This window comes from Paraburkholderia azotifigens (assembly GCF_007995085.1).
In the GTDB taxonomy this organism is placed as follows: domain Bacteria; phylum Pseudomonadota; class Gammaproteobacteria; order Burkholderiales; family Burkholderiaceae; genus Paraburkholderia; species Paraburkholderia azotifigens.
Genome location: NZ_VOQS01000005.1, coordinates 232,481 through 250,769 on the forward strand (window position 1 = coordinate 232,481; position 18,289 = coordinate 250,769).

General features: G+C 64.4%; 20 protein-coding genes. 8 read left to right on the top strand and 12 right to left on the bottom strand.

Annotation, left to right across the window (positions count from 1 at the left end):
* Window positions 1–114: 114 nt before the first annotated feature.
* The 5 genes from FRZ40_RS32760 to FRZ40_RS32780 form a co-directional block, all read right to left on the bottom strand.
* The gene (locus FRZ40_RS32760; protein ID WP_193567052.1) at window positions 115–1,158 is read right to left on the bottom strand and encodes an ABC transporter substrate-binding protein; all 1,044 of its coding nucleotides are present in this window, start codon (window positions 1,156–1,158) and stop codon (window positions 115–117) included.
* Between the two features lie 216 nt (window positions 1,159–1,374).
* Window positions 1,375–1,719 (bottom strand): cupin domain-containing protein, encoded by a 345-nt coding sequence (locus FRZ40_RS32765; RefSeq protein WP_147236986.1) that lies wholly within the window; start codon window positions 1,717–1,719, stop codon window positions 1,375–1,377.
* Window positions 1,720–1,785: 66 nt separating this feature from the next.
* Window positions 1,786–2,763 carry a M14 family metallopeptidase gene (locus FRZ40_RS32770; protein WP_147236987.1) on the bottom strand — a complete coding sequence of 326 codons (978 nt, stop codon included), beginning with the start codon at window positions 2,761–2,763 and terminating at the stop codon, window positions 1,786–1,788.
* A complete protein-coding gene (locus FRZ40_RS32775) occupies window positions 2,760–4,247 on the bottom strand; it encodes an NAD-dependent succinate-semialdehyde dehydrogenase (protein ID WP_147236988.1) in 1,488 nt (495 codons plus the stop codon). The genes FRZ40_RS32770 and FRZ40_RS32775 overlap by 4 nt, the downstream gene beginning before the upstream one ends.
* 42 nt (window positions 4,248–4,289) lie before the next feature.
* Complete coding sequence (locus FRZ40_RS32780; RefSeq protein WP_147236989.1) at window positions 4,290–5,369, bottom strand: tartrate dehydrogenase; 1,080 nt, start codon at window positions 5,367–5,369, stop codon at window positions 4,290–4,292.
* A gap of 118 nt (window positions 5,370–5,487) precedes the next feature.
* Here FRZ40_RS32780 and FRZ40_RS32785 point away from each other — a divergent pair, with 118 nt between their 5' ends.
* On the top strand, window positions 5,488–6,405 hold the full coding sequence (locus tag FRZ40_RS32785; protein WP_147236990.1) for a LysR substrate-binding domain-containing protein: 918 nt from the start codon (window positions 5,488–5,490) through the stop codon (window positions 6,403–6,405).
* Here the strand turns inward: FRZ40_RS32785 and FRZ40_RS32790 are convergent.
* From FRZ40_RS32790 to FRZ40_RS32805, 4 genes are all read right to left on the bottom strand, one after another.
* Window positions 6,399–6,896, bottom strand: a complete 498-nt coding sequence (locus tag FRZ40_RS32790; RefSeq protein WP_028366595.1) for an Lrp/AsnC family transcriptional regulator — start codon at window positions 6,894–6,896, stop codon at window positions 6,399–6,401. The two genes, FRZ40_RS32785 and FRZ40_RS32790, sit on opposite strands and share 7 nt — an antisense overlap.
* A gap of 44 nt (window positions 6,897–6,940) precedes the next feature.
* The gene (locus FRZ40_RS32795) at window positions 6,941–8,350 is read right to left on the bottom strand and encodes an aspartate aminotransferase family protein (RefSeq protein ID WP_147236991.1); all 1,410 of its coding nucleotides are present in this window, start codon (window positions 8,348–8,350) and stop codon (window positions 6,941–6,943) included.
* Window positions 8,351–8,516: 166 nt separating this feature from the next.
* Window positions 8,517–9,443, bottom strand: coding sequence for a 2-hydroxyacid dehydrogenase (locus FRZ40_RS32800; RefSeq protein WP_147236992.1), 927 nt, complete (start codon window positions 9,441–9,443; stop codon window positions 8,517–8,519).
* Between the two features lie 3 nt (window positions 9,444–9,446).
* Complete coding sequence (locus FRZ40_RS32805) at window positions 9,447–10,331, bottom strand: GNAT family N-acetyltransferase (RefSeq protein ID WP_147236993.1); 885 nt, start codon at window positions 10,329–10,331, stop codon at window positions 9,447–9,449.
* Window positions 10,332–10,540: 209 nt separating this feature from the next.
* Between FRZ40_RS32805 and FRZ40_RS44560 the strand changes: the two genes are divergently transcribed.
* Both FRZ40_RS44560 and FRZ40_RS32810 read left to right on the top strand, forming a co-directional pair.
* On the top strand, window positions 10,541–10,705 hold the full coding sequence (locus tag FRZ40_RS44560) for a hypothetical protein (protein WP_167528732.1): 165 nt from the start codon (window positions 10,541–10,543) through the stop codon (window positions 10,703–10,705).
* A 55-nt stretch (window positions 10,706–10,760) separates the two neighbouring features.
* Window positions 10,761–11,246 (top strand): universal stress protein, encoded by a 486-nt coding sequence (locus tag FRZ40_RS32810; protein WP_028366591.1) that lies wholly within the window; start codon window positions 10,761–10,763, stop codon window positions 11,244–11,246.
* A 19-nt stretch (window positions 11,247–11,265) separates the two neighbouring features.
* Here the strand turns inward: FRZ40_RS32810 and FRZ40_RS32815 are convergent, their stop codons facing one another.
* From FRZ40_RS32815 to FRZ40_RS32825, 3 genes are all read right to left on the bottom strand, one after another.
* The gene (locus FRZ40_RS32815; RefSeq protein WP_147236994.1) at window positions 11,266–11,550 is read right to left on the bottom strand and encodes a hypothetical protein; all 285 of its coding nucleotides are present in this window, start codon (window positions 11,548–11,550) and stop codon (window positions 11,266–11,268) included.
* 10 nt (window positions 11,551–11,560) lie between these two features.
* A complete protein-coding gene (locus FRZ40_RS32820; protein ID WP_028366589.1) occupies window positions 11,561–11,770 on the bottom strand; it encodes a hypothetical protein in 210 nt (69 codons plus the stop codon).
* A 64-nt stretch (window positions 11,771–11,834) separates the two neighbouring features.
* Entirely contained in the window at window positions 11,835–12,083 is a 249-nt protein-coding gene (locus tag FRZ40_RS32825; RefSeq protein WP_028366588.1) for a hypothetical protein, read from the bottom strand.
* A 312-nt stretch (window positions 12,084–12,395) separates the two neighbouring features.
* Between FRZ40_RS32825 and FRZ40_RS32830 the strand changes: the two genes are divergently transcribed.
* The 5 genes from FRZ40_RS32830 to FRZ40_RS32850 all read left to right on the top strand — a co-directional run bounded on the left by FRZ40_RS32830 (window position 12,396) and on the right by FRZ40_RS32850 (window position 18,288).
* Window positions 12,396–12,725, top strand: a complete 330-nt coding sequence (locus FRZ40_RS32830; protein WP_028366587.1) for a hypothetical protein — start codon at window positions 12,396–12,398, stop codon at window positions 12,723–12,725.
* A 97-nt stretch (window positions 12,726–12,822) separates the two neighbouring features.
* A complete protein-coding gene (locus FRZ40_RS32835) occupies window positions 12,823–14,985 on the top strand; it encodes a hybrid sensor histidine kinase/response regulator (RefSeq protein ID WP_147236995.1) in 2,163 nt (720 codons plus the stop codon).
* On the top strand, window positions 14,982–16,607 hold the full coding sequence (locus FRZ40_RS32840; RefSeq protein WP_147236996.1) for a response regulator: 1,626 nt from the start codon (window positions 14,982–14,984) through the stop codon (window positions 16,605–16,607). The genes FRZ40_RS32835 and FRZ40_RS32840 overlap by 4 nt, the downstream gene beginning before the upstream one ends.
* Window positions 16,604–17,236 (top strand): response regulator, encoded by a 633-nt coding sequence (locus FRZ40_RS32845; RefSeq protein ID WP_028366584.1) that lies wholly within the window; start codon window positions 16,604–16,606, stop codon window positions 17,234–17,236. The genes FRZ40_RS32840 and FRZ40_RS32845 overlap by 4 nt, the downstream gene beginning before the upstream one ends.
* Before the next feature lie 176 nt (window positions 17,237–17,412).
* Window positions 17,413–18,288: a type 2 periplasmic-binding domain-containing protein gene (locus FRZ40_RS32850; RefSeq protein WP_028366583.1), complete on the top strand. Its 876-nt coding sequence runs from the start codon at window positions 17,413–17,415 to the stop codon at window positions 18,286–18,288.
* Window position 18,289: the final 1 nt, after the last annotated feature.

Genomic DNA, 18,289 nt, shown 5'->3' on the forward strand with positions numbered 1-18,289 from the left:
GTCGAATGTCGAATGTCGAATGTGATGAGGCGCAGCGCATCAACCGATGCAAAGAAAAACGCCCGCCATGAACCAGGTTCCTGCGGGCGCGTGAAGGCAAGCGTGCAACTGCGCTTACTGCATGAACTTCAGCCAGCGCGCTTTGGCCTGGATGCCGGCGTCGGATGCCCACCATTCTTCCGACATCAACGCCTGCTTCGACGCGTTCTCCGGCGAACTCGGCAGCTCGCTTGCGCGCTTCGCCGTGATCTTGCCCGTCTTGAACGCGGCGGGATTGCCGGGACCATAGTCGATGTAGAGCGGCAGATTGGCCTGCAATTCCGGCGACAAGGCGGCGTTGACGAACTTGATCGCATCGGGCAGATTCGGCGCGTTCTTCAGCACGCACAATTGCGTGTTCTGCAGAATGCCGTCGTTGAACGTGAAGTCGACGTCGGGGTCGTCTTTCTTCACGGCGCTCGCGCGGCCATTCCAGATCATCGTCATGTCGACTTCGCCGTCATGCAGCAGTTGCGCCGACTGTCCGCCCGAGGTCCACCACACGGTGATATCCGGCTTGATCTGCTGCAGCTTCTTGAACGCGCGATCGACGTCGAGCGGATAGAGCTTTTCGCGCGGCACGCCGTCTGCGAGCAGCGCAGCCTCGAGCACCGTTTGCGGATCGTTGCGAAGCGCGCGCGTGCCCGGGAAATTCTTCACGTCCCAGAAGTCCTTCCAGCTTTGCGGCACCTTCTTCAGCGTCTTCTTGTTGTAGCCGATGACGGTCGAATAGAACTCGTATGCGACCGAATACGGCGTGCGGTATTTATCCGGCACGGCGGCCGCATTCGGGATCTTCGAGAAGTCCAGCTTTTCCAGCAGACCTTCGCGGCCGCCGCGCAGACAGTTCGACGTCGGCGTATCGACCACGTCCCAGATCGGCTTGCCCGTTGCACCTTGTGCCTTGATCTGCGGCCACGCGTCAGGAATGCTGTCCTGATTGATCGTGATGCCGAGTTCCTTGGCGGCGGGATCGAGGATCGCCTTGGTCTGGGCTTCCTGATACGTGCCGCCTTGCGAGACGAACGTGATTTTTCCCGCAGCGAAGGCGGGCGCCATGCCCGCGATGCTCAACGCGAGAGTTATGGCTAATGGGCGCAACTTTGGAATGTTGATCACGAATTTTCCTCGACACGGTTGAAGCGAAGGACATCTTCCAGGTCGTGCTGTCCTGCTTCCGGCTTATCGCTGGAAACAGAACAGCGCGGGAATGATTGAAAATATAGTGAGTCAATTTCGGCGGAGCAACGCCGGAATTGTTGGAGTCCCCATGACATAGCGTTATGTCAGACGCTTGCTGCGCACGTCACCAGGGCTCTTACCAATCGCATGTCGTCAGAAGATCACGTAGACCTTGCGCATCGTCTCTTCGACTTCCCACGTGCCTTCCGTGTGGGCTTCGAAGAACAGCGTGTCGCCGCCCGCGAAGTGAATGGTGTCCTCGCCGTCGGGCGTGAAGCGGCCCCGGCCGCTCAGGAAGTGCATGACTTCGGCCTGTTTGACCGAGCGGCGATAGGTGCCCGGCGTACATTCGAAGAGGCCCGTATCGATCGCCTCGCTGCCTTGTATGACCTTCTGCACGCCCGATACCCTGATCTCCGGCGTGCCGGGAAGACCGGCCGTGCCCCAGTCTTCCAGCCCCTGCAATCCGATGCTTTGTTTGATCTGCTGGACTTTCATCGCGTGTTTTCTTTGACGGTGGTTGGAAGGATGACAAACAAAGACGACAAACAAAGACGGCAAACGCTAAAGCGATCTCGGGATGCGCCGCTCGATCTTGCCAAGCCGCACCACAGTCACGCCTGCGCGCAGTTGTCTGAGCGAAGGCATCACGAGCATGCAGTCGGGATACGGCGTGCGCACGGCCTCGCCTTCCGACCAGCCGATCACGCTGCCCGCATCGGCAAACACTTCGAGTCCCGTGTAGTGGCGGGCGAAGCGGAAGTCGAGACTCTTCGCAACGACGGGCTCCGTCACGCGCACGATCAGCATTTCATCGGGCAGCGGCATGATCCAGCCGTCAGGCAGATCCGCTTCGTCGACGACACCCGACAGCAACAGAAAGCGCGCCGTCACGTCGCGTGCAACCGTCACGGCAGCCATTTCCCAATGCTGTCCGCATTCGATCAGCAGCGCGTTCTTCGGGCTGCGCGGATCGCCGAAGCCTTCGTAATCGCGCATGCGGCGGCCTTCGGGATGGCCCTCGTCGCAGATTACCGTGGCGGGCGTGCCGAGTTGCTCTGCCAGCGCGACACCTTTGTCGAGCGGTCCCGAGACGATCAAGGGCTTGCTCTTCTCGTGCATCGAATGCAGATCGAGCAGCAGATCGACGCTATCGATCACGGGCCGCATCGCGCGTGCGCGGCGCAGCTCGCTGGAATCGAGCTCGCTGTTGTCGAGCGTTTGCGCGGTCCAGACGCGGTTGAAGTCCTGATCGACGAAGCGCCCCGCATCCGGCCTGGACGGATCGAAGCGCGCATACGCATCGACGTTCGCGAACGCGAGCGTCAGCTTGCCGCGCGCTGGACGCAACTTCGCGCGCAGCAGCGCATCGACGACAATCGCGCCGCACACTTCGTTGCCGTGCGTGAGCGCGTTGATCATCACGTGCGGACCGTCGACGCCCGAATCGAAGGTGTGCACGTACGCAATGCCCGTGTCGCTATGCTCGTGCGCGGCGATGTCGGGAAACGCGAGTTCGATCGGATACGCGTGCGCGCTCATTCGAGTCCGCCCTGGCAGAGATATTTGATCGACAGGTAATCGTCGAGGCCGTACTTCGAGCCTTCGCGGCCATAGCCCGATTCCTTGACGCCGCCGAACGGCGCGGCTTCGCTCGCAAGCGCGCCTTCGTTGATGCCGACGATGCCCGCTTCGAGCTGCCGCGCAACGCGGTCGATACGGCGCACATCCTGGCTATAGAAGTACGACGCGAGCCCGAACGGCGTGTCGTTGGCGGCGCGGATCGCGTCGGCTTCGTCGTCGAAGCGGAACAGCGGCACGACGGGGCCGAAGGTTTCCTCGCAGCTCAACTGCATGTCGGGCGTCGCGTCGGCGAGCACGGTCGGCGCGTAGTAAGTCGGTCCGAGATCCGGCAAACGCTTGCCGCCCGTCAGCACGCGTGCGCCGCGGCTCACGGCATCGTCCACATGCCGCGCGATCTTGTCGATGGCGCGCGCGTTGATCATCGGGCCGATTTGCGCGGCGGGATCCGTGGCGGGCGCAACCTTGAGCGCGGCGACGCGCGTTGCCAGCAGATCCGCGAAACGCTCATACACGCCCGACTGCACATAGACGCGGTTCGGGCACACACAGGTCTGCCCGCCGTTGCGGAATTTGGACGCGAGCAAGCCCGTCACGGCGGCATCGAGATCGGCGTCGTCGAACACGATGAAGGGCGCATTGCCGCCCAGTTCCAGCGACAGCTTCTTCAGCGTGCCCGCAGATTCGCGCGCCAGATACTTGCCGACAGGCGTCGACCCCGTGAACGTGATCTTGCGCACGCGGCCATCGGCGAGCCAGTCGGCGACAGCGGGCACCGCGTTCTCGCGCGAGGCCGAAATCAGGTTCAGCACGCCCGCCGGCACGCCCGCTTCATGCGCGAGCATCACGAGCGCGAGCGCCGTGAGGGGGGTGTCTTCGGCGGGCTTGCCGACGACCGTGCAGCCCGCCGCGAGTGCAGGCGCGATCTTGCGCGCGATCATCGCGAGCGGGAAATTCCACGGCGTAATTGCAGCGACGATGCCGACGGGTTCCTTGATCGCGCTCATGCGCTTGCCGCGCTGCTGCTGCGGAATGATGTCGCCGTAGATGCGCGTCGCTTCGTCCGCGAACCACGCGACATACGACGCGCCGTACATCACTTCGCCGCGTCCTTCGGCGAACGGCTTGCCCTGTTCGAGCGAGATCAGGCGGCCGAGCACATCCGCGTTCTCGACCATCAGCGCATGCCAGCGATGCAGCACGGCGGCGCGATCTTTCGGCAGGGTATCGCGCCACGCGGGGAAAGCGCGCGCGGCGGCATCGGTGGCGGCGCGTGCGTCGGCGGCCGTGCTGTCGGCGACCTGCGCGATCACGTTGCCGGTCGCCGGATCGGTCACATCGAAGCGCTGGCCACCCGCCGACGCCACCCACTTGCCATCGATGAAATTGTCGCCGCGGATCAGTTCGCTTAACTCGTATCGCCTGGTTTCGTTTCGGTTATCCATCAGAACACTCCTTTGCATGTCAGGGGCATGAGGCGACGTGCATCACGCGAGCCGGTGCGCGATCGCGGTACCTACTTCCGCCGTATTCGCCTTGCCGCCGAGATCGCCCGTATGCGGGCCTTCCTTGAGCACGGCTTCGATCGCGGCGAGGATCGCGTCGTGCGCTTCGCGCTCCTTGCCCTGGCCGTTGCCGAGAAAATCGAGCATCATCGCCGCTGACCAGATCATCGCGATCGGATTGGCGATGCCCTTGCCCGCGATGTCCGGCGCGGAGCCGTGCACGGGTTCGAACAGCGACGGGAACGCGCGGTCCGGATTCATGTTCGCCGACGGCGCAATGCCGATCGTGCCCGTGCAGGCCGGACCGAGATCCGAGAGGATGTCGCCGAACAGGTTGGTCGCGACCACCACGTCGAAACGGTCCGGATTCAACACGAAGCGTGCACAAAGAATGTCGATGTGCTGCTTGTCCCACTTCACGTCGGGATAGTGCGCGGCCATTTCGGCGGCGCGCGCGTCCCACCACGGCATGCTGATCGAAATGCCGTTGCTCTTCGTCGCAACCGTGATCTTCTTCGCGCGGCGCTGTGCGAGATCGAATGCGAACTTCAGCACGCGCTCGGAACCCTTGCGCGTGAAGATCGACTGCTGCGTCACGAACTCGCGCTCGGTGCCTTCGAACATCGTGCCGCCCACCGACGAATACTCGCCTTCCGTGTTTTCACGCACGATTATGAAGTCGATATCGCCTGCCTTGCGGCCCGCGAGCGGCGACGGCACGCCTTCGAACAGCCGCGCGGGGCGCAGGTTGATGTACTGGTCGAACTCGCGGCGGAACTTGAGCAGCGAGCCCCACAGCGAAATATGATCGGGTACGGTGTCGGGCCAGCCGACGGCACCGAACAGAATCGCATCGGCGTCTGCGAGCTGTGCTTTCCAGTCGTCGGGCATCATCTGGCCGTGCTGCGCGTAGTAGTCGCAGCTCGCCCATTCGATATGCTGGTAATCGAGGCCGATGCCATAGCGCTTGCTGACGGCGTCGAGCGTGCGCAACGCTTCGGGCATCACTTCCTTGCCGATGCCGTCGCCGGGAATCACTGCGATGCGATAGTTGCGGGTCATATGCGTCTCCTCGTCGGGAAGGTGTCGGGAATGATTCGGGTCAAAGCCATACCGGCTAGTCTATTCCTGATTTACCGTCATAAAATCGCGCTTTCGGTTAAGCCACTATGCACGAACTGTGAATAAATCACCGAACCTCGACGACCTGCGCGTGTTCTGCACCGTCGCCCGCAAAGCCAGCTTCAGCGCGGCGGCGGATGCGCTGTCGGTGTCGGCGGCGTACGTCAGCAAGCGCGTGAACATGCTCGAAACCGATCTGGGCACGCGGCTCTTCCACCGCTCCACACGCCGCGTCGCGATTACGGATGCGGGCGAGCGCGTGTATGCATGGGCCGAAAAGATTCTCGACGACGTGGACCGCCTCGTCGAAGACGTGTCGACCACGCGGCGCGTGCCGCGCGGCACGCTGCGCGTGTCGAGCAGCTTCGGCTTCGGCCGGCATGTCGTGGCGCCCGCGCTCGCGCGGCTCACGGAGCGCTATCCGCAACTGAGCGTGCGACTCGATTTGTTCGACCGGATCGTGGATGTAGCGGGCGAAGGCTTCGACCTCGATATCCGCATCGGCGACGAGATCGCCCCGCATCTGATCGCCAAACGGCTCGCGTCGAATCATCGCGTGCTGTGCGCGTCGCCTGCTTATCTGAAGCGGCATGGCACGCCGCGTCAGCTGACGGATCTCGGCGCGCATCAGTGCCTCGCGATCAAGGAGCGCGATCATCCATCCGGCATCTGGCGTCTGACGGAGCGCGGCGAAACCGTGTCCGTGAAGGTGACGGGCCCGCTCTCGACCAATCACGGCGAAGTGGCCGTGCAATGGGCGCTGGCGGGGCGCGGCGTCGTGTTGCGTTCGATGTGGGACGTGCGCGCGCTGCTGGACAGCGGCGCGCTCGTGCAGGTGCTGCCCGGCGTCACGCAGCCCGCGAACGTGTGGGCAGTCTATCCGGCGCGGCTCGCTTCGTCGGCGAAGGTGCGCGTGTGCGTTGACTTTCTGGCCGACGAGTTCGGCCGCCTCGCCGAACCCGGCGTGCCTCAGTGATGGTTCTGCGAGAAGAGCGTTTCGAGCGGGTAATGCGTCTTCACGAACGGCGTCTTGATGATCACGTAGCTGAAGTACTTTTCGATGCCGATATCGCGTTCCAGCAGCCCTTCGATGATGCTCTGATAGTGGCTGACGCTGCGCGTGACGAACTTCAGCAGGTAGTCGTAGCCGCCGCTCGCCAGATGGCACTCGACGATCTCGTCGACATCCTTGATCGCGTTGACGAACTTGATGAAGTCCTCGCGGCGATGGTCGGCGAGCGTGACCTCGGTGAAGACGATCTGCACGTCGCCGAGCTTCTCCAGCTGGATCTGCGCGCCATACCCCACGATATAACCCGCCTTCTCCAGCCGCTTCACGCGGATCAGGCAGGGACTGGGCGATAGCCCGACTGCGTCGGCCAGCTCGACGTTCGTGATTCGCCCTCGCTTTTGCAGTTGCGAGAGGATGCGCAGATCGATTCGGTCCAGCTTGCAGTCGGTGCTCATCGTGAGTCGGTCGGTCCCGCATGTCGAAGGGTCGGTCGATGGTATCACGCAGCTGCACGGCGTTTAAATTCGTTCGAACCCTTCAAGGCGGCGCGCACGTCGGCTTCTGCGAGCACGTCGTCGAGCGTCTTTTCGAGGCGCTCGAACAGCATGTCGAACTCGCTTTCCGTATAGCACAGCGCCGGCGCGAAGCCGAGAATGTTGTCGCCGAATGCGCGAAATACGAGGCCGTTGGCATAAGCGGAGGCGGCGATGCGGTCGGGCAGCTTGAGCGACGCATCGAAGCCCTGCTTGCTGGTTTTGTCCGACACGAGTTCGAGCGCGCCCAGCAGCCCGCGATGCCGCGAGTCGCCGACGAGGGGATGCGCGAGCAGCGCGTCGAGCCCTTGCGCAAAGCGCGGCGCGCGCGCCTGGCCGTTCGCCAGCAGCCCGCCTTCGTGATAGAGGCGCATCACTTCGAGTCCTATTGCAGCGCTCACCGGATGCGCCGAATACGTGTGTCCGTGGCCGATTGCCGCCGCGACGTCGCCGCCGTCGGCGATGCCCTGATAGACGGCATCCGACATCAGCACCGCGCCCATCGGCGCATAGCCCGCCGTCAGGCCCTTGGCGACCGTCATCAGGTCCGGTTCGACGCCTTCTGCTTCGCACGCGAAGAGGGGGCCTGTGCGGCCGAAGCCTGTAATGACCTCGTCGGCGACGAACAGGATGCCGAGCTTGCGGCACGCGTCGCGCATCGCCTTCAACCAGCCGACGGGCGGCACGATCACGCCGCCCGAGCCCTGGATCGGCTCGCAGAAGAATGCAGCGACGTTGTCCGCGCCGAGCGCTTTGACCTTTGCTTCGAGCGCGGCGACGGACGCGGCGATCAGTGCGGCGTCGTCGGAGAAATCGTTGCGGTACGCATACGGCGACGGTATGTGATGCTGCGTCGGCAGCGGCACGTCGAAGTGGCGATGGAACGCGGGCAGCGCCGTCAGCCCTGCGCCAATCGACGACGAGCCGTGATACCCGCGTTGCAGCGCGATGACGTGCTTCTTCGCCGGACGCCCTGTCGCGTTGTAGTAGTGCGTGATGAAGCGCAGCGCGGAATCGACGGCGTCCGATCCGCCGAGCGTGAAGTACACATGCTGCAGCGAAGCGGGCGACAGTTCGACAAGCTGCGCGGCAAGTTCGATGGCCGGCTCCGAGCCGAAATGAAAATAGCCCGTCGCATAGGGCAGACGGGCCATCTGCCGCGTGGCTGCATCGACGATGCTTTGATGACCATACCCGGTGTTCACGCACCAGAGGCCGGAGAAGGCGTCGAGCAGTTCGTTGCCGTCGATATCGCGCAGGAACACGCCCTGCGCGGAGTCCAGCACGGTGACGCCGCGCGCTTCATGCGCGCGATAGCTGACGACGGGGTGGATCAGATGTTTGCGGTCGGCTTCGATGAGCGATGGATTCGGCATGGTGCGGTTCTCTTGTCGGAATGGGCTGCGGACCGTTCCATACTACTGAGAGAGCCGCATCGGCCGATGCGCCAAATAAATCGTTGAAAAGCGCAAATGCCGTTTTTTGCGGGCCGCGCGCAGCATTTTGTGCTGCGCGCGGCTTTGCGGGTTGGGAGCGCGTTGGTCAGTAACCGCGCGTGCGGTCGATCTCGCCGAGCATCGGCAGGCCGTCGCGATGACGGCGGATATTGTCCAGCACGACATCGACGGCGGTTTCAGGCCGTGTCGCGCTTGCGATGTGCGGCGTGATCCGCACGCGCGGATGCGTCCAGAACGGATGCGACTCGGGCAATGGCTCGGGATCGGTCACGTCGAGAATCGCGTTCTGCAGCTGGCCGCTGTCGAGCGCGTCGAGCAGATCCTGCTGGTTCAGCTGAGGACCGCGCCCGACATTGATCAACGACGCGCCTCGCGGCAGTTTGCCCAGCAGATTCCTGTCGAGCAGGCCGCGCGTTGCATCGGTGAGCGGCAGCAGGCAGACGAGGATATCGGTGCGGGCAAGAAACGCATCGAGCGCTTCGATGCCCGCATGACACTCGACGCCTTCGATCTCATGCGCCGAACGGCTCCAGCCTGCGCACGGAAAGCCGAACAGTCGCAGCCGTTCGAGCACGGCCGTGCCGAGCATGCCGAGCCCCAGCACGCCCACACGCCGCGTGGCCGCCGCGCGCACGGGCATTTCGCGCCAGACCCGCTCGCGCTGCTGGATCGCGTAGTCGAACAGATCGCGATGGATGGTGAGCACGGCCTGTGTCACATACTCGACCATGCCTTCTACGATACCCGGTTCGATCATCCGCACGACGGCGATATGCGGCGGCACGCGCGACAGATCGAACTGGTCGATGCCCGCGCCCACCGAAAAGATCACTTCGAGATTCGGCAGCGTGCGCGCCGGGTCGTCGGGCGGCTGCCACGCGGCGAGATAGCGGACGGACGCCGCGTCGCCCATATCCGGCCACAGGCGAAAGGGAATCTCGGGCGCCTTGTGTGCGAAATGCTGCGCCCATTGCTTGCCGCGTTCGGGATCGGCCTTGTAGAGAAGCGTCATGTTCTAACCGAGCGCCTGGTTGACGATGGCGAACTGCGTGACGGAAGGATCGCTGGCGGGTACGCCGTTGCGGGACATCTTCACGACGGTATCGACGCGCCTGAGGCCGAGTTCTTCGAGCCACGGCGAGAGGCCGCCGTCGCCGGGCGTATCGATGCGGGTGAATGCGCCTGCGTTTGCGGCAAGGCAATGTGCGACCAGCGCCTGCGCATGGCGGGTGGAATCGTTGTCTGCGTTCACGGCGACGACGGGGCCGATCGCGTGGCCACGGCCGAAGGGCCGCCGCAGCGCGAAGCCGGCCACTTCGCCCCCGCGTACCAGCGCGACGCCGACGGCAATGCCGAGCAGCGCAGGCAGCAGCGAACTGCGGTCGAGGCCGCCCGCGCGCGATGCAAGGTCGATCAGGCGTGGCGTGTCGGCGGCTTGCAGCGGGCGCAGTTGCTCGCCCGGTGCCAGCGCGACGTGCGGCACGCGGAAGTCGCTCGCCTGATGCTGGTTGATCGTCCCGATGGCCGTGAAGCCGAGCTTTTCATAGAGCGGCTGGCCGGCGGGCGTCGCGTGCAGCACGGTGATGCGTCCGCCGAGTGCTTCGAGCAGCCGTTCCATCAGTTCGCGTCCGATGCCGCGCCCTTGCTGATCCGGCGACACGATCACCATGCCGAGCGACGCGCCGCTCGCGCCGTACTTCCAGCACAGCGCCGTGCCGACGACGCCGTCTCCGCTTTCCGCGATGAAGCCACTGCCGACGACGGCGACGAACCGCCAGTCGTCCGCGCGATGCGGCCAGCTGACTTGCAGCGACAGCGCGTGCGCGGCGGCGATGTCGTCGGCGGTGAAGGGGCGGAAAGTGACGGGGGCGAGCTTCGGAACAGATTGGGGCGCGGACACGAAAAGCTCCTGTGGCTGGATACGCCCGTCACTTTGTCATGTGGGCCGCGCGATAGCTAGGACGATCCTGCTGCGACGCGCAGGCGGCCTGCGCAGGCCGTTTTGCGCAGCGCCGCAAAGCTGGCAGACCACGCTTTTTCACGCGAAACAGCCCGTCGCAATGCGGTCTATCATGGTAAGGACAGTGTTGATCAGCGCAGGAGCACATCATGCCCGCCGATTCATCCGCTGAGCCGAAAGGCAAACCTCTCGACCCCGCGCAAACCGAAACCGGCAAGCAGCCGGCCAAACCCGCGCACGACGACCTTCCCGACGCCGACGCGGCCGAGCCCGTCACGCACGAGCATCTTCCGAGCCGAAGCGACGACAACTGATCCGCTCGCCGTTGCTTCGCAGCTCGCTCCGGTTCGAACCTGAGGGGAGCGAATCATGCACAACATACTCGTTGGTTATGACGGGTCGCCGTCCGCGCGCCATGCGGTGACGTTCGCCGTCGATCTCGCGAAGCGCTTCGACGCGCGCCTGCATGTGCTCGTCGTGGCGCGCGCGCCCGACTGGGGCGCCATCGAACTCGAAAGAAAGGAAATGGTCGACTACGAGTTGCGTCACGCGAACGAAGTGCTCGACGACGTCAAGGCCAAGCTCGCGTCGTCGAACGAATATCCCGAGTTCGATCTCGTGATCGGGCAGCCCGCGAAGGAAATCGTGCTCTACGCGGAGCAGCACGATATCGATCATCTCGTCGTGGGCCATCGCGGCCATACGCCGTTCGACCGCTGGCTGATCGGCTCGGTGGCGCGCCAGGTGCTGGCGTATGCGCCGTGCGCCGTGACCATCGTGCGCGATCCGTCGACGATGAAGAAGCGTCACGCGACGAGCGGGCAGCACGCGGCGGATGAAATGCCGCTCGTTTGAGTGGGAACCGGGCGTCCGTCTACTCCGTATCGCGTCCCACGCCTAGCGGCTCGGGCCGCACGCTGAAGCGCGGCTCGTCGATCCACGCCGCGAGCCAGTCGTGAAACTGGCCCCAGTCGTCGGCGAGGTCCAGTTCGCGCGCTGCGGGGTGTGCCTCGTCGTGCGCGTCGTCGCCAACCCACGCATAGACCACGCGCGCGCCGTTCCACCACGCGATCATGCCGTCCGTCAGTTCGGCGATCGTGGCCGCCGGCATCGCCCGCAGCATCTGCGACAAACGCGAATCGAATGCTTCGAACTTCATGCGCGGCCTCTCAGTGCACGGTGCCGAAGAACGCGATCGCGCCTTCGACGGGTGTCAGTCCGGCCTTGAAGTAGCCTTCGAGCCGGTCGGCCGTCGCGTCGTCGAGCGTAAAGGGCGGGCGAACGAGGCCCACCTTGAACGCGTGGTCGTACCAGTCGCTGATCCATGTGCGCAGATCGATCACGTACTGCGGCAGGGCGTTCGAAGCGTCGTCAATCATGTGCGTCTCCCATCTGATGCTGTGCTCCCGCCGCAGGCCGGATAACGGCCGTCTTGCGGTGCGGTCAGGCCGCGATGCGGCACATGCCCATCTCCGGGCGGCGCCGGTCGGGCGGGAACACATGCCATGTCCCGTCGGCATGGCGAAAGAAGAACAGCGAGAACGACCCGGTCGGCCGTTCGAACTGGATGCAGACCCGGCGGGTGCCACCCATTCGCGAGCGCTCCAGCAGCCGCACGCGTGCCTTGTCGCCGCGCGTCGAGCCCACCAGTTTCTCGACCTGAAAGCGAAGTGATGTGTTGCCCGCCGCCATGCGTGTCCCCTCGATGCCCGATGAACCGATGCTAGGGACAACGCGCTGCGCCACCAATCGGCGGGGGCGGAATGTGCGTTCAGGAAGCGCTGATTTGAAGCGTCAGGATTTCCCTGGCCGAAAGCGCGTCGATCAACGTCATACAAGGGTTTTCACGCATCGGCAGTGGGCTTGGGCGGGCGAACCGCGTTCAGGATTTCCTGACGCGTGAATCAGGATGTCGCACGCGGATTTTCCAGCCTGCGCTGACTGCGACACAAAATCGGCTCGCGGATCATGAGCCATCGAAACGTATTGCCGAGCCGACGTGTCATGAATGCCTATCCGTCCGAGCGTGAGAATACCGCGGAGCGCGTCAATTCGCTCTGTCTGCGGTTGTTCGATGTGTGGTGCGACACGCGCTGCGTCACCGCGCTCGCGTATCTGATGCATTGCTGGCCCATGATCGACAGCACGCCCGGCGCGTTGCGGCGTCTTGGCGAAACAATGCGCGATCTGCAGCGGTATCACGGCGATCAGATCGACGACGAGGCCTTTCACGCGTTGTGCGAAATGGCCGCGCTGATCGACGAGCTGGTCGGGCGGCCGGCGCGTACGGTCAGGCTGACGGTGCCCGGCGAAGTGCCGGAAACGATGGGGTAAAGATCGGACGTTTGAAACCCGGTGTGGGCGCGGTAGACCGGTCTTTGGCATCGAGTGCAGAATAGGACAACCAGAACGGCGGCACTCGCGGGGGAATATGGCTCTCGACAGGTTCGACGCATGGTGGAGCGGGCTCCGTTACGTGCGGCGCAGCGTGGTGCTGCGGCTGCTCGGGACGGTGCTCGCCTTCAGTTGCGCGATCACGCTGATCCTGACCGCGGTGCAGCTGTTCCGCGACTACCAGAGCGGCTTCGAGCAGATCCAGAGCCGTCTCGTCGATATCGACCGTAGCTATCGCGACAGCCTCGGCGAAGCGCTGTGGCGCCTCGACCAGCCGCAGCTGCAACTCGAACTCGAAGGCATGCTGCGCCTGCGCGATATCCGCGCCGCCGAAGTGCGCGAGTTGCCGCCCGTGAGTTCGTCGATGGTGGTGAGTGCGGGCCAGCGCGAGCGCATGTCCGGCATGAGAGTCGCGCGAGAGTTTCCCATCATGTACCGCGTGCAGGACAAGGAGCAGCAGATCGGCACGCTGTATGTCGAAGCGACGCTCGCCAATCTCTATCACGACCTCACGCGCACCGCGCTCGTGATTCTCGTGAGCCAGGGCGCGAATACGTTTCTCGTCGCGCTGTTCACGTTTTACATTCTGTCGCGGCTCGTGACGCGGCATCTCGCGGCGATCGCACGCAGCGTCAGCGACTACGACTTTCACGAAGCGCCGCGTCCGTTCGTGCTGCAGCGCAAGCCGCCGCGCGAGCCGGACGAACTCGACCGCGTGGTGTCGGCGTTCAACGCAATGGGAACGCGGCTGCATCGCGCTTATCTCGACGAGCGCGAGGCCGCCGTCGAACGCGAAGCGCGGCACATGGCGGAAGCGGCGAACCGCGCGAAAGGCGAGTTCCTCGCGAACCTTAGCCACGAACTGCGCACGCCGCTCAACGGCATTCTCGGCTATGCGCAGATTCTCGGACGCGACGACACGCTGAGCCTGCGTCAGCGCGACGGCGTCGCCGTGATTCAGCAAAGCGGCGAGCATCTGCTGACGCTGATCGACGAGACACTCGATTTCGCCAAGGTCGAAGCGGGCAAGCTGCGCATCGAGATTTGCGACGTGCCGCTGGCGGGGCTCGTCGATACGATCCGCGAGATCATCGGCGTGAAGGCGGAGCAGCGGCGGCTCGCGTTCGAGTGCAGCGTCGCCGCCGACGCGCCATGCGGCGTGCGCGCCGACGAACACCGCTTGCGGCAGGTGCTGCTGAATCTGCTGTCGAACGCGGTGAAGTTCACCGACGGCGGCGGCGTGCGCCTGCTGATCGGGCGCGGCGAAAGCGGAGCGGTCCGCTTCGAGGTGCACGACACGGGCATCGGCATTCCCGCCGAGTATCACGAGAAAATCTTCATGCCGTTCGAGCAGGCGGGCGTCGCGGAACGGCGCGCGGGCGGCACGGGGCTCGGACTCGCGATCAGCCGCCAGTTCGTGCGCGCGATGGGCGGCGAGGTGAAGGTCGACAGCGTTGTCGGGCGCGGCAGCGTGTTCTGGTTCGAACTGCCGGCCGCGCTCATCGAACCGTGCATATCGCAGGCGGCAAGCGCCGCCGCGATCGTCACGGGCTATGAAGGTCCGCACCGCAAGGTGCTCGTGATCGACGACGTGCAGATCAACCGCGCCGTCATCATCGAACTGCTGTCGCGGATCGGCTTCGCCACGACGCAAGCGTCGAGCGGCGCGGACGGTATCGCGATCGCGCAGGCGGAGAGCCCCGATCTGATCCTCACGGACATCGTGATGCCCGGCATTGGCGGTCTCGATGTAGTGCGACGTTTGCGCACGATGCCGGAATTTGCGCACACGCCCATCATCGCGATTTCGGCGTCGCCGTTCGGCGTGGACGGCGCAAGCAGCATCGAAGCGGGCGCGAATGCGTTCATCACCAAGCCCGTCGATTTCGACGTCCTGCTGGCGCGCATCGGCGAATTGCTCGGCATCGAATGGATTCGTGCCGCTGTGCAGCCGGAGGCCGCACTGGACACGCCGGCGGCCTGCCCGGCGAGCATGCCCGCCGATGCGATGAGCGAGCTGCACCGCCTCGCGCGCGACGGCAACATGAGCGGCATCGTGCAATGGGCGGAGCGCATCGCGGCCAGCGATCCGCCGCACGCCGCATTCGCCGCGCGGCTGCATCAGCTGGCGCGCGCGTATCAGTCGAAGGCGATCCTGCAACTGGTGGAGCGCTATCTCGAAGGGAACACGGCGTCATGAGCCATCTCGCCGCATCCGCTGCGCAAACAGGGACGATCCTGATCGTCGACGATACGCCCGCCAATCTCGGCGTCGTGGTCGAGAGTCTCGAAGCGCGCGGCATCCGCGTGCTGGTCGCGCTCGACGGCCTCGAGGCGCTCGAACGCGCGGCATTCACGCAGCCCGATCTGATTCTGCTCGACGTGAAGATGCCCGGCATCGACGGCTTCGAGACCTGCCGCCGGCTGAAGCGCGACGCGCGCACGCGCGACATCGCCGTGATCTTTATGACCTCGCTGACGGGCAACGAAGATCGCGTGGAAGGTTTCGCGGCGGGCGGCGTCGATTACGTGACGAAGCCGCTGCGTGTCGACGAAATGCTCGCGCGCGTCGGCGTGCATCTCGAACTGCGCGCGATGCACACGCAACTCGTCGCGCAGAACCGGCAGCTGCTCGCCGAAGTGGCCGTGCGCAAGGAAACGGAGGCAGCCCTCAAGCAGGTGCGCGACGATCTCGAACGGCGCGTCGCATTGCGCACGGAAGAACTGGCGCGCGCCAATGCCAATCTGCAGGCGCAGATCGACGAACGCCGACGCGCCGACGCGCGCTTGCAGGCAAGCGAAGCGCGCTTTCGCGCAATCGTCGAAACGAGTCCTGTGCCGTTGTGCATCACGTCGATGCCGGATGGGCGCATCCTCTACACGAACGAGCCGCTGCGCGCGCTGTTCGGCATGAGCGCGGGCGTGGCCGAGAACATCGCGGACTTCTACGCGGACCCGCTGGAGCGTGAGCGGTTGATCGGTCATCTGAGAACGGAGGGGAGTCTGCGCGATACGGAGGTCCGATTCCAGCGTCCCGACGGTACGCGCTTCTGGGCGATGGCAACGGCGCGCGTCGCGACTTACGACGACTCGCCCGCGATCTACGTCGGCATGAACGACATCACGGGACGCAAGCAGATGGAGCAGGAGCTGGTCGAATCGCGCGAGCAGCAGCGCGAGCTTTCCGCGTACATGGAAGCGATCCGTGAGGAGGAAAGAAAGCGTATCGCGATGGAGATTCACGACGAACTCGGACAGTTGCTGACGGCGCTCAAGATGGACGTCTCGTTGCTGAAGATGCGCCTCGCGCACGACGCGGAAGCGACGAAGAAGGCCGACGACATGCGCGAACTCGTCGAAGGTACGATCTGGATGGTGCGCAACGTGGCGAGCCATTTGCGGCCCGCCGCGCTCAACTTCGGCATCGTGTCGGCGCTGGAATGGCTCGTCGACGAGTTCAACCGGCGTAACGCGATTCCCTGCGAACTGCGCATCGAGGGCGGCGAGCCCGCGTTGTCGGACGCGCACGCGACGGCCGTGTTCCGCATCGTGCAGGCGTCGCTCACCAATGTGGCGCGGCATGCGAAGGCGACGCATGTCGATGTGTCGCTGGTGTCGACGGCGGAGCTGCTCGAACTGCGCGTGCGCGATGACGGCAGGGGCTTCGACCGCGAAGCGGCGCGCCGCGAGTATTCGTATGGCCTGCTCGGCATGTATGAACGTGCGCGGCTGATCGGCGCGACGCTTTCGATCGACAGCGCGCCGGGTGCGGGCACCACGGTTTCGATTCACATTCCGCTCGATGGCGGTCATAAAACATGATCAGGATACTCATTGCCGACGACCACGCGATCGTCCGCGGCGGACTCAGGCAGATCATCGCGACGACGAGCGACATGGTCGTCGCGGCGGAAGCGGCGCAAGGCTCGGAAGTCGTCGACAAGCTGCGCAGCTGTGCCGTCGATCTTCTTCTGCTCGACATGACGATGCCGGGCATCAGCGGCGTCGATCTGATTCGCCGCGTACGTGCCGAACAGCCTGCGCTGCCCGTGCTGGTGCTGAGCATCCACGACGAAGCGCAGGTCGCGTCGCGCGCGCTGCGCGCGGGCGCGACGGGCTATCTGACGAAAGACAGCGACCCCGATGTGCTGCTCGCGGCCATCCGCAAGCTGGCGGACGGCGGGCGTTTCATCGATCCGAAGCTGGTCGATGCGATGGTGTTCGAGACGCATCGCGGCGACATGCCGCCGCATGAAGTGCTCTCCGACCGCGAATTTCAGGTGTTGCAGATGCTCGCCGCAGGCAGGAGCATCAACGAGATCGCCGATATCTGCGCGCTCAGCGCGAAGACGATCAGCACGCACAAGATGCGCCTGATGCAGAAGCTCGGCCTCGCCAACAACGCCGAAGTCATCCGCTACGCGATCCGCCATGGGCTGATTGTCGAGTAGCCGCGGCATTGCGCCGCACATGCGCCGCGCGCGTGAATGCGCGCAGTAAGTATTGTGTTTGCAATATGTCAGCGGGTTTATCCGAATGTCGACGCCAGTCTGGTCCGTGACACGATCTGCTCAAGCTCGACTATGCGCGAGCAACCCGCACGTTCCTGTATTTGTCACGCGTATTTATGCATCGCAGGCGTTTCCTATTTGCCGCGGCGAGTGCCGCGGGCGCGGCGCTGGCTGCGCGAGCCGCATCGGGCGAACACTTCGATATCGTCTATCCGCAGATCAGGCCGGGCAGGGATGTGCACGCGGCATTCGCGCTCGCGACGCTCGATCTCGCGATGAAAGCGGCCAATGCGACATACACCGCGCGTCAGATCGAACTCGTGATGGAGCGCGGCCGCGCGCTTGCCGAACTCGCCAACGGCACGACGATCAATCTCCACTGGACGAGCATGGAGGCGCAGGCCGAGCGCGGCCTGAACGTCGTGCATATTCCGATTCATCGCGGGCTGATCGGGTATCGCGTATTCATCATCAGACAGGACAGGCAGCCTGATTTCGACAGGATCGAAACGCTCGACGATCTGCGTTCGATGACGGCCGTGCAGGGGCTCGGCTGGATCGACACGGAAATCATGCGCAACGCGGGCCTTCCCGTGCAGACGCCTTCGACCTACGAAACGATCTTCAGGATGGTGGAGGGCAAGCGCGTCGACTATTTTCCGCGCGGCTTGGTCGAGGCTTACCCGGAGATCGAATCGCGCAAGGACACCGAGCCCGGACTCGCCGTCGAGAACCGTCTGCTGCTCGCGTATCGATCGGACTTTCTGTTCTATGTGTCGCCGAATCACGAGCGGCTCGCGGCGACGATCGCGCGAGGCTTTGCGGCAGCGTGGCGCGATGGCTCGTATCTGAAGCTGTTCAACACGCATCCATATATCCAGAATGCGCTGAAGCGCACGAATCCGGGCGGCCGGAAAATCATCCGGCTGGACAATCCGTTCATGTCGGACGAAGACCGCGCGATTCCCGACATGTACTGGCTGCATCTGTAGC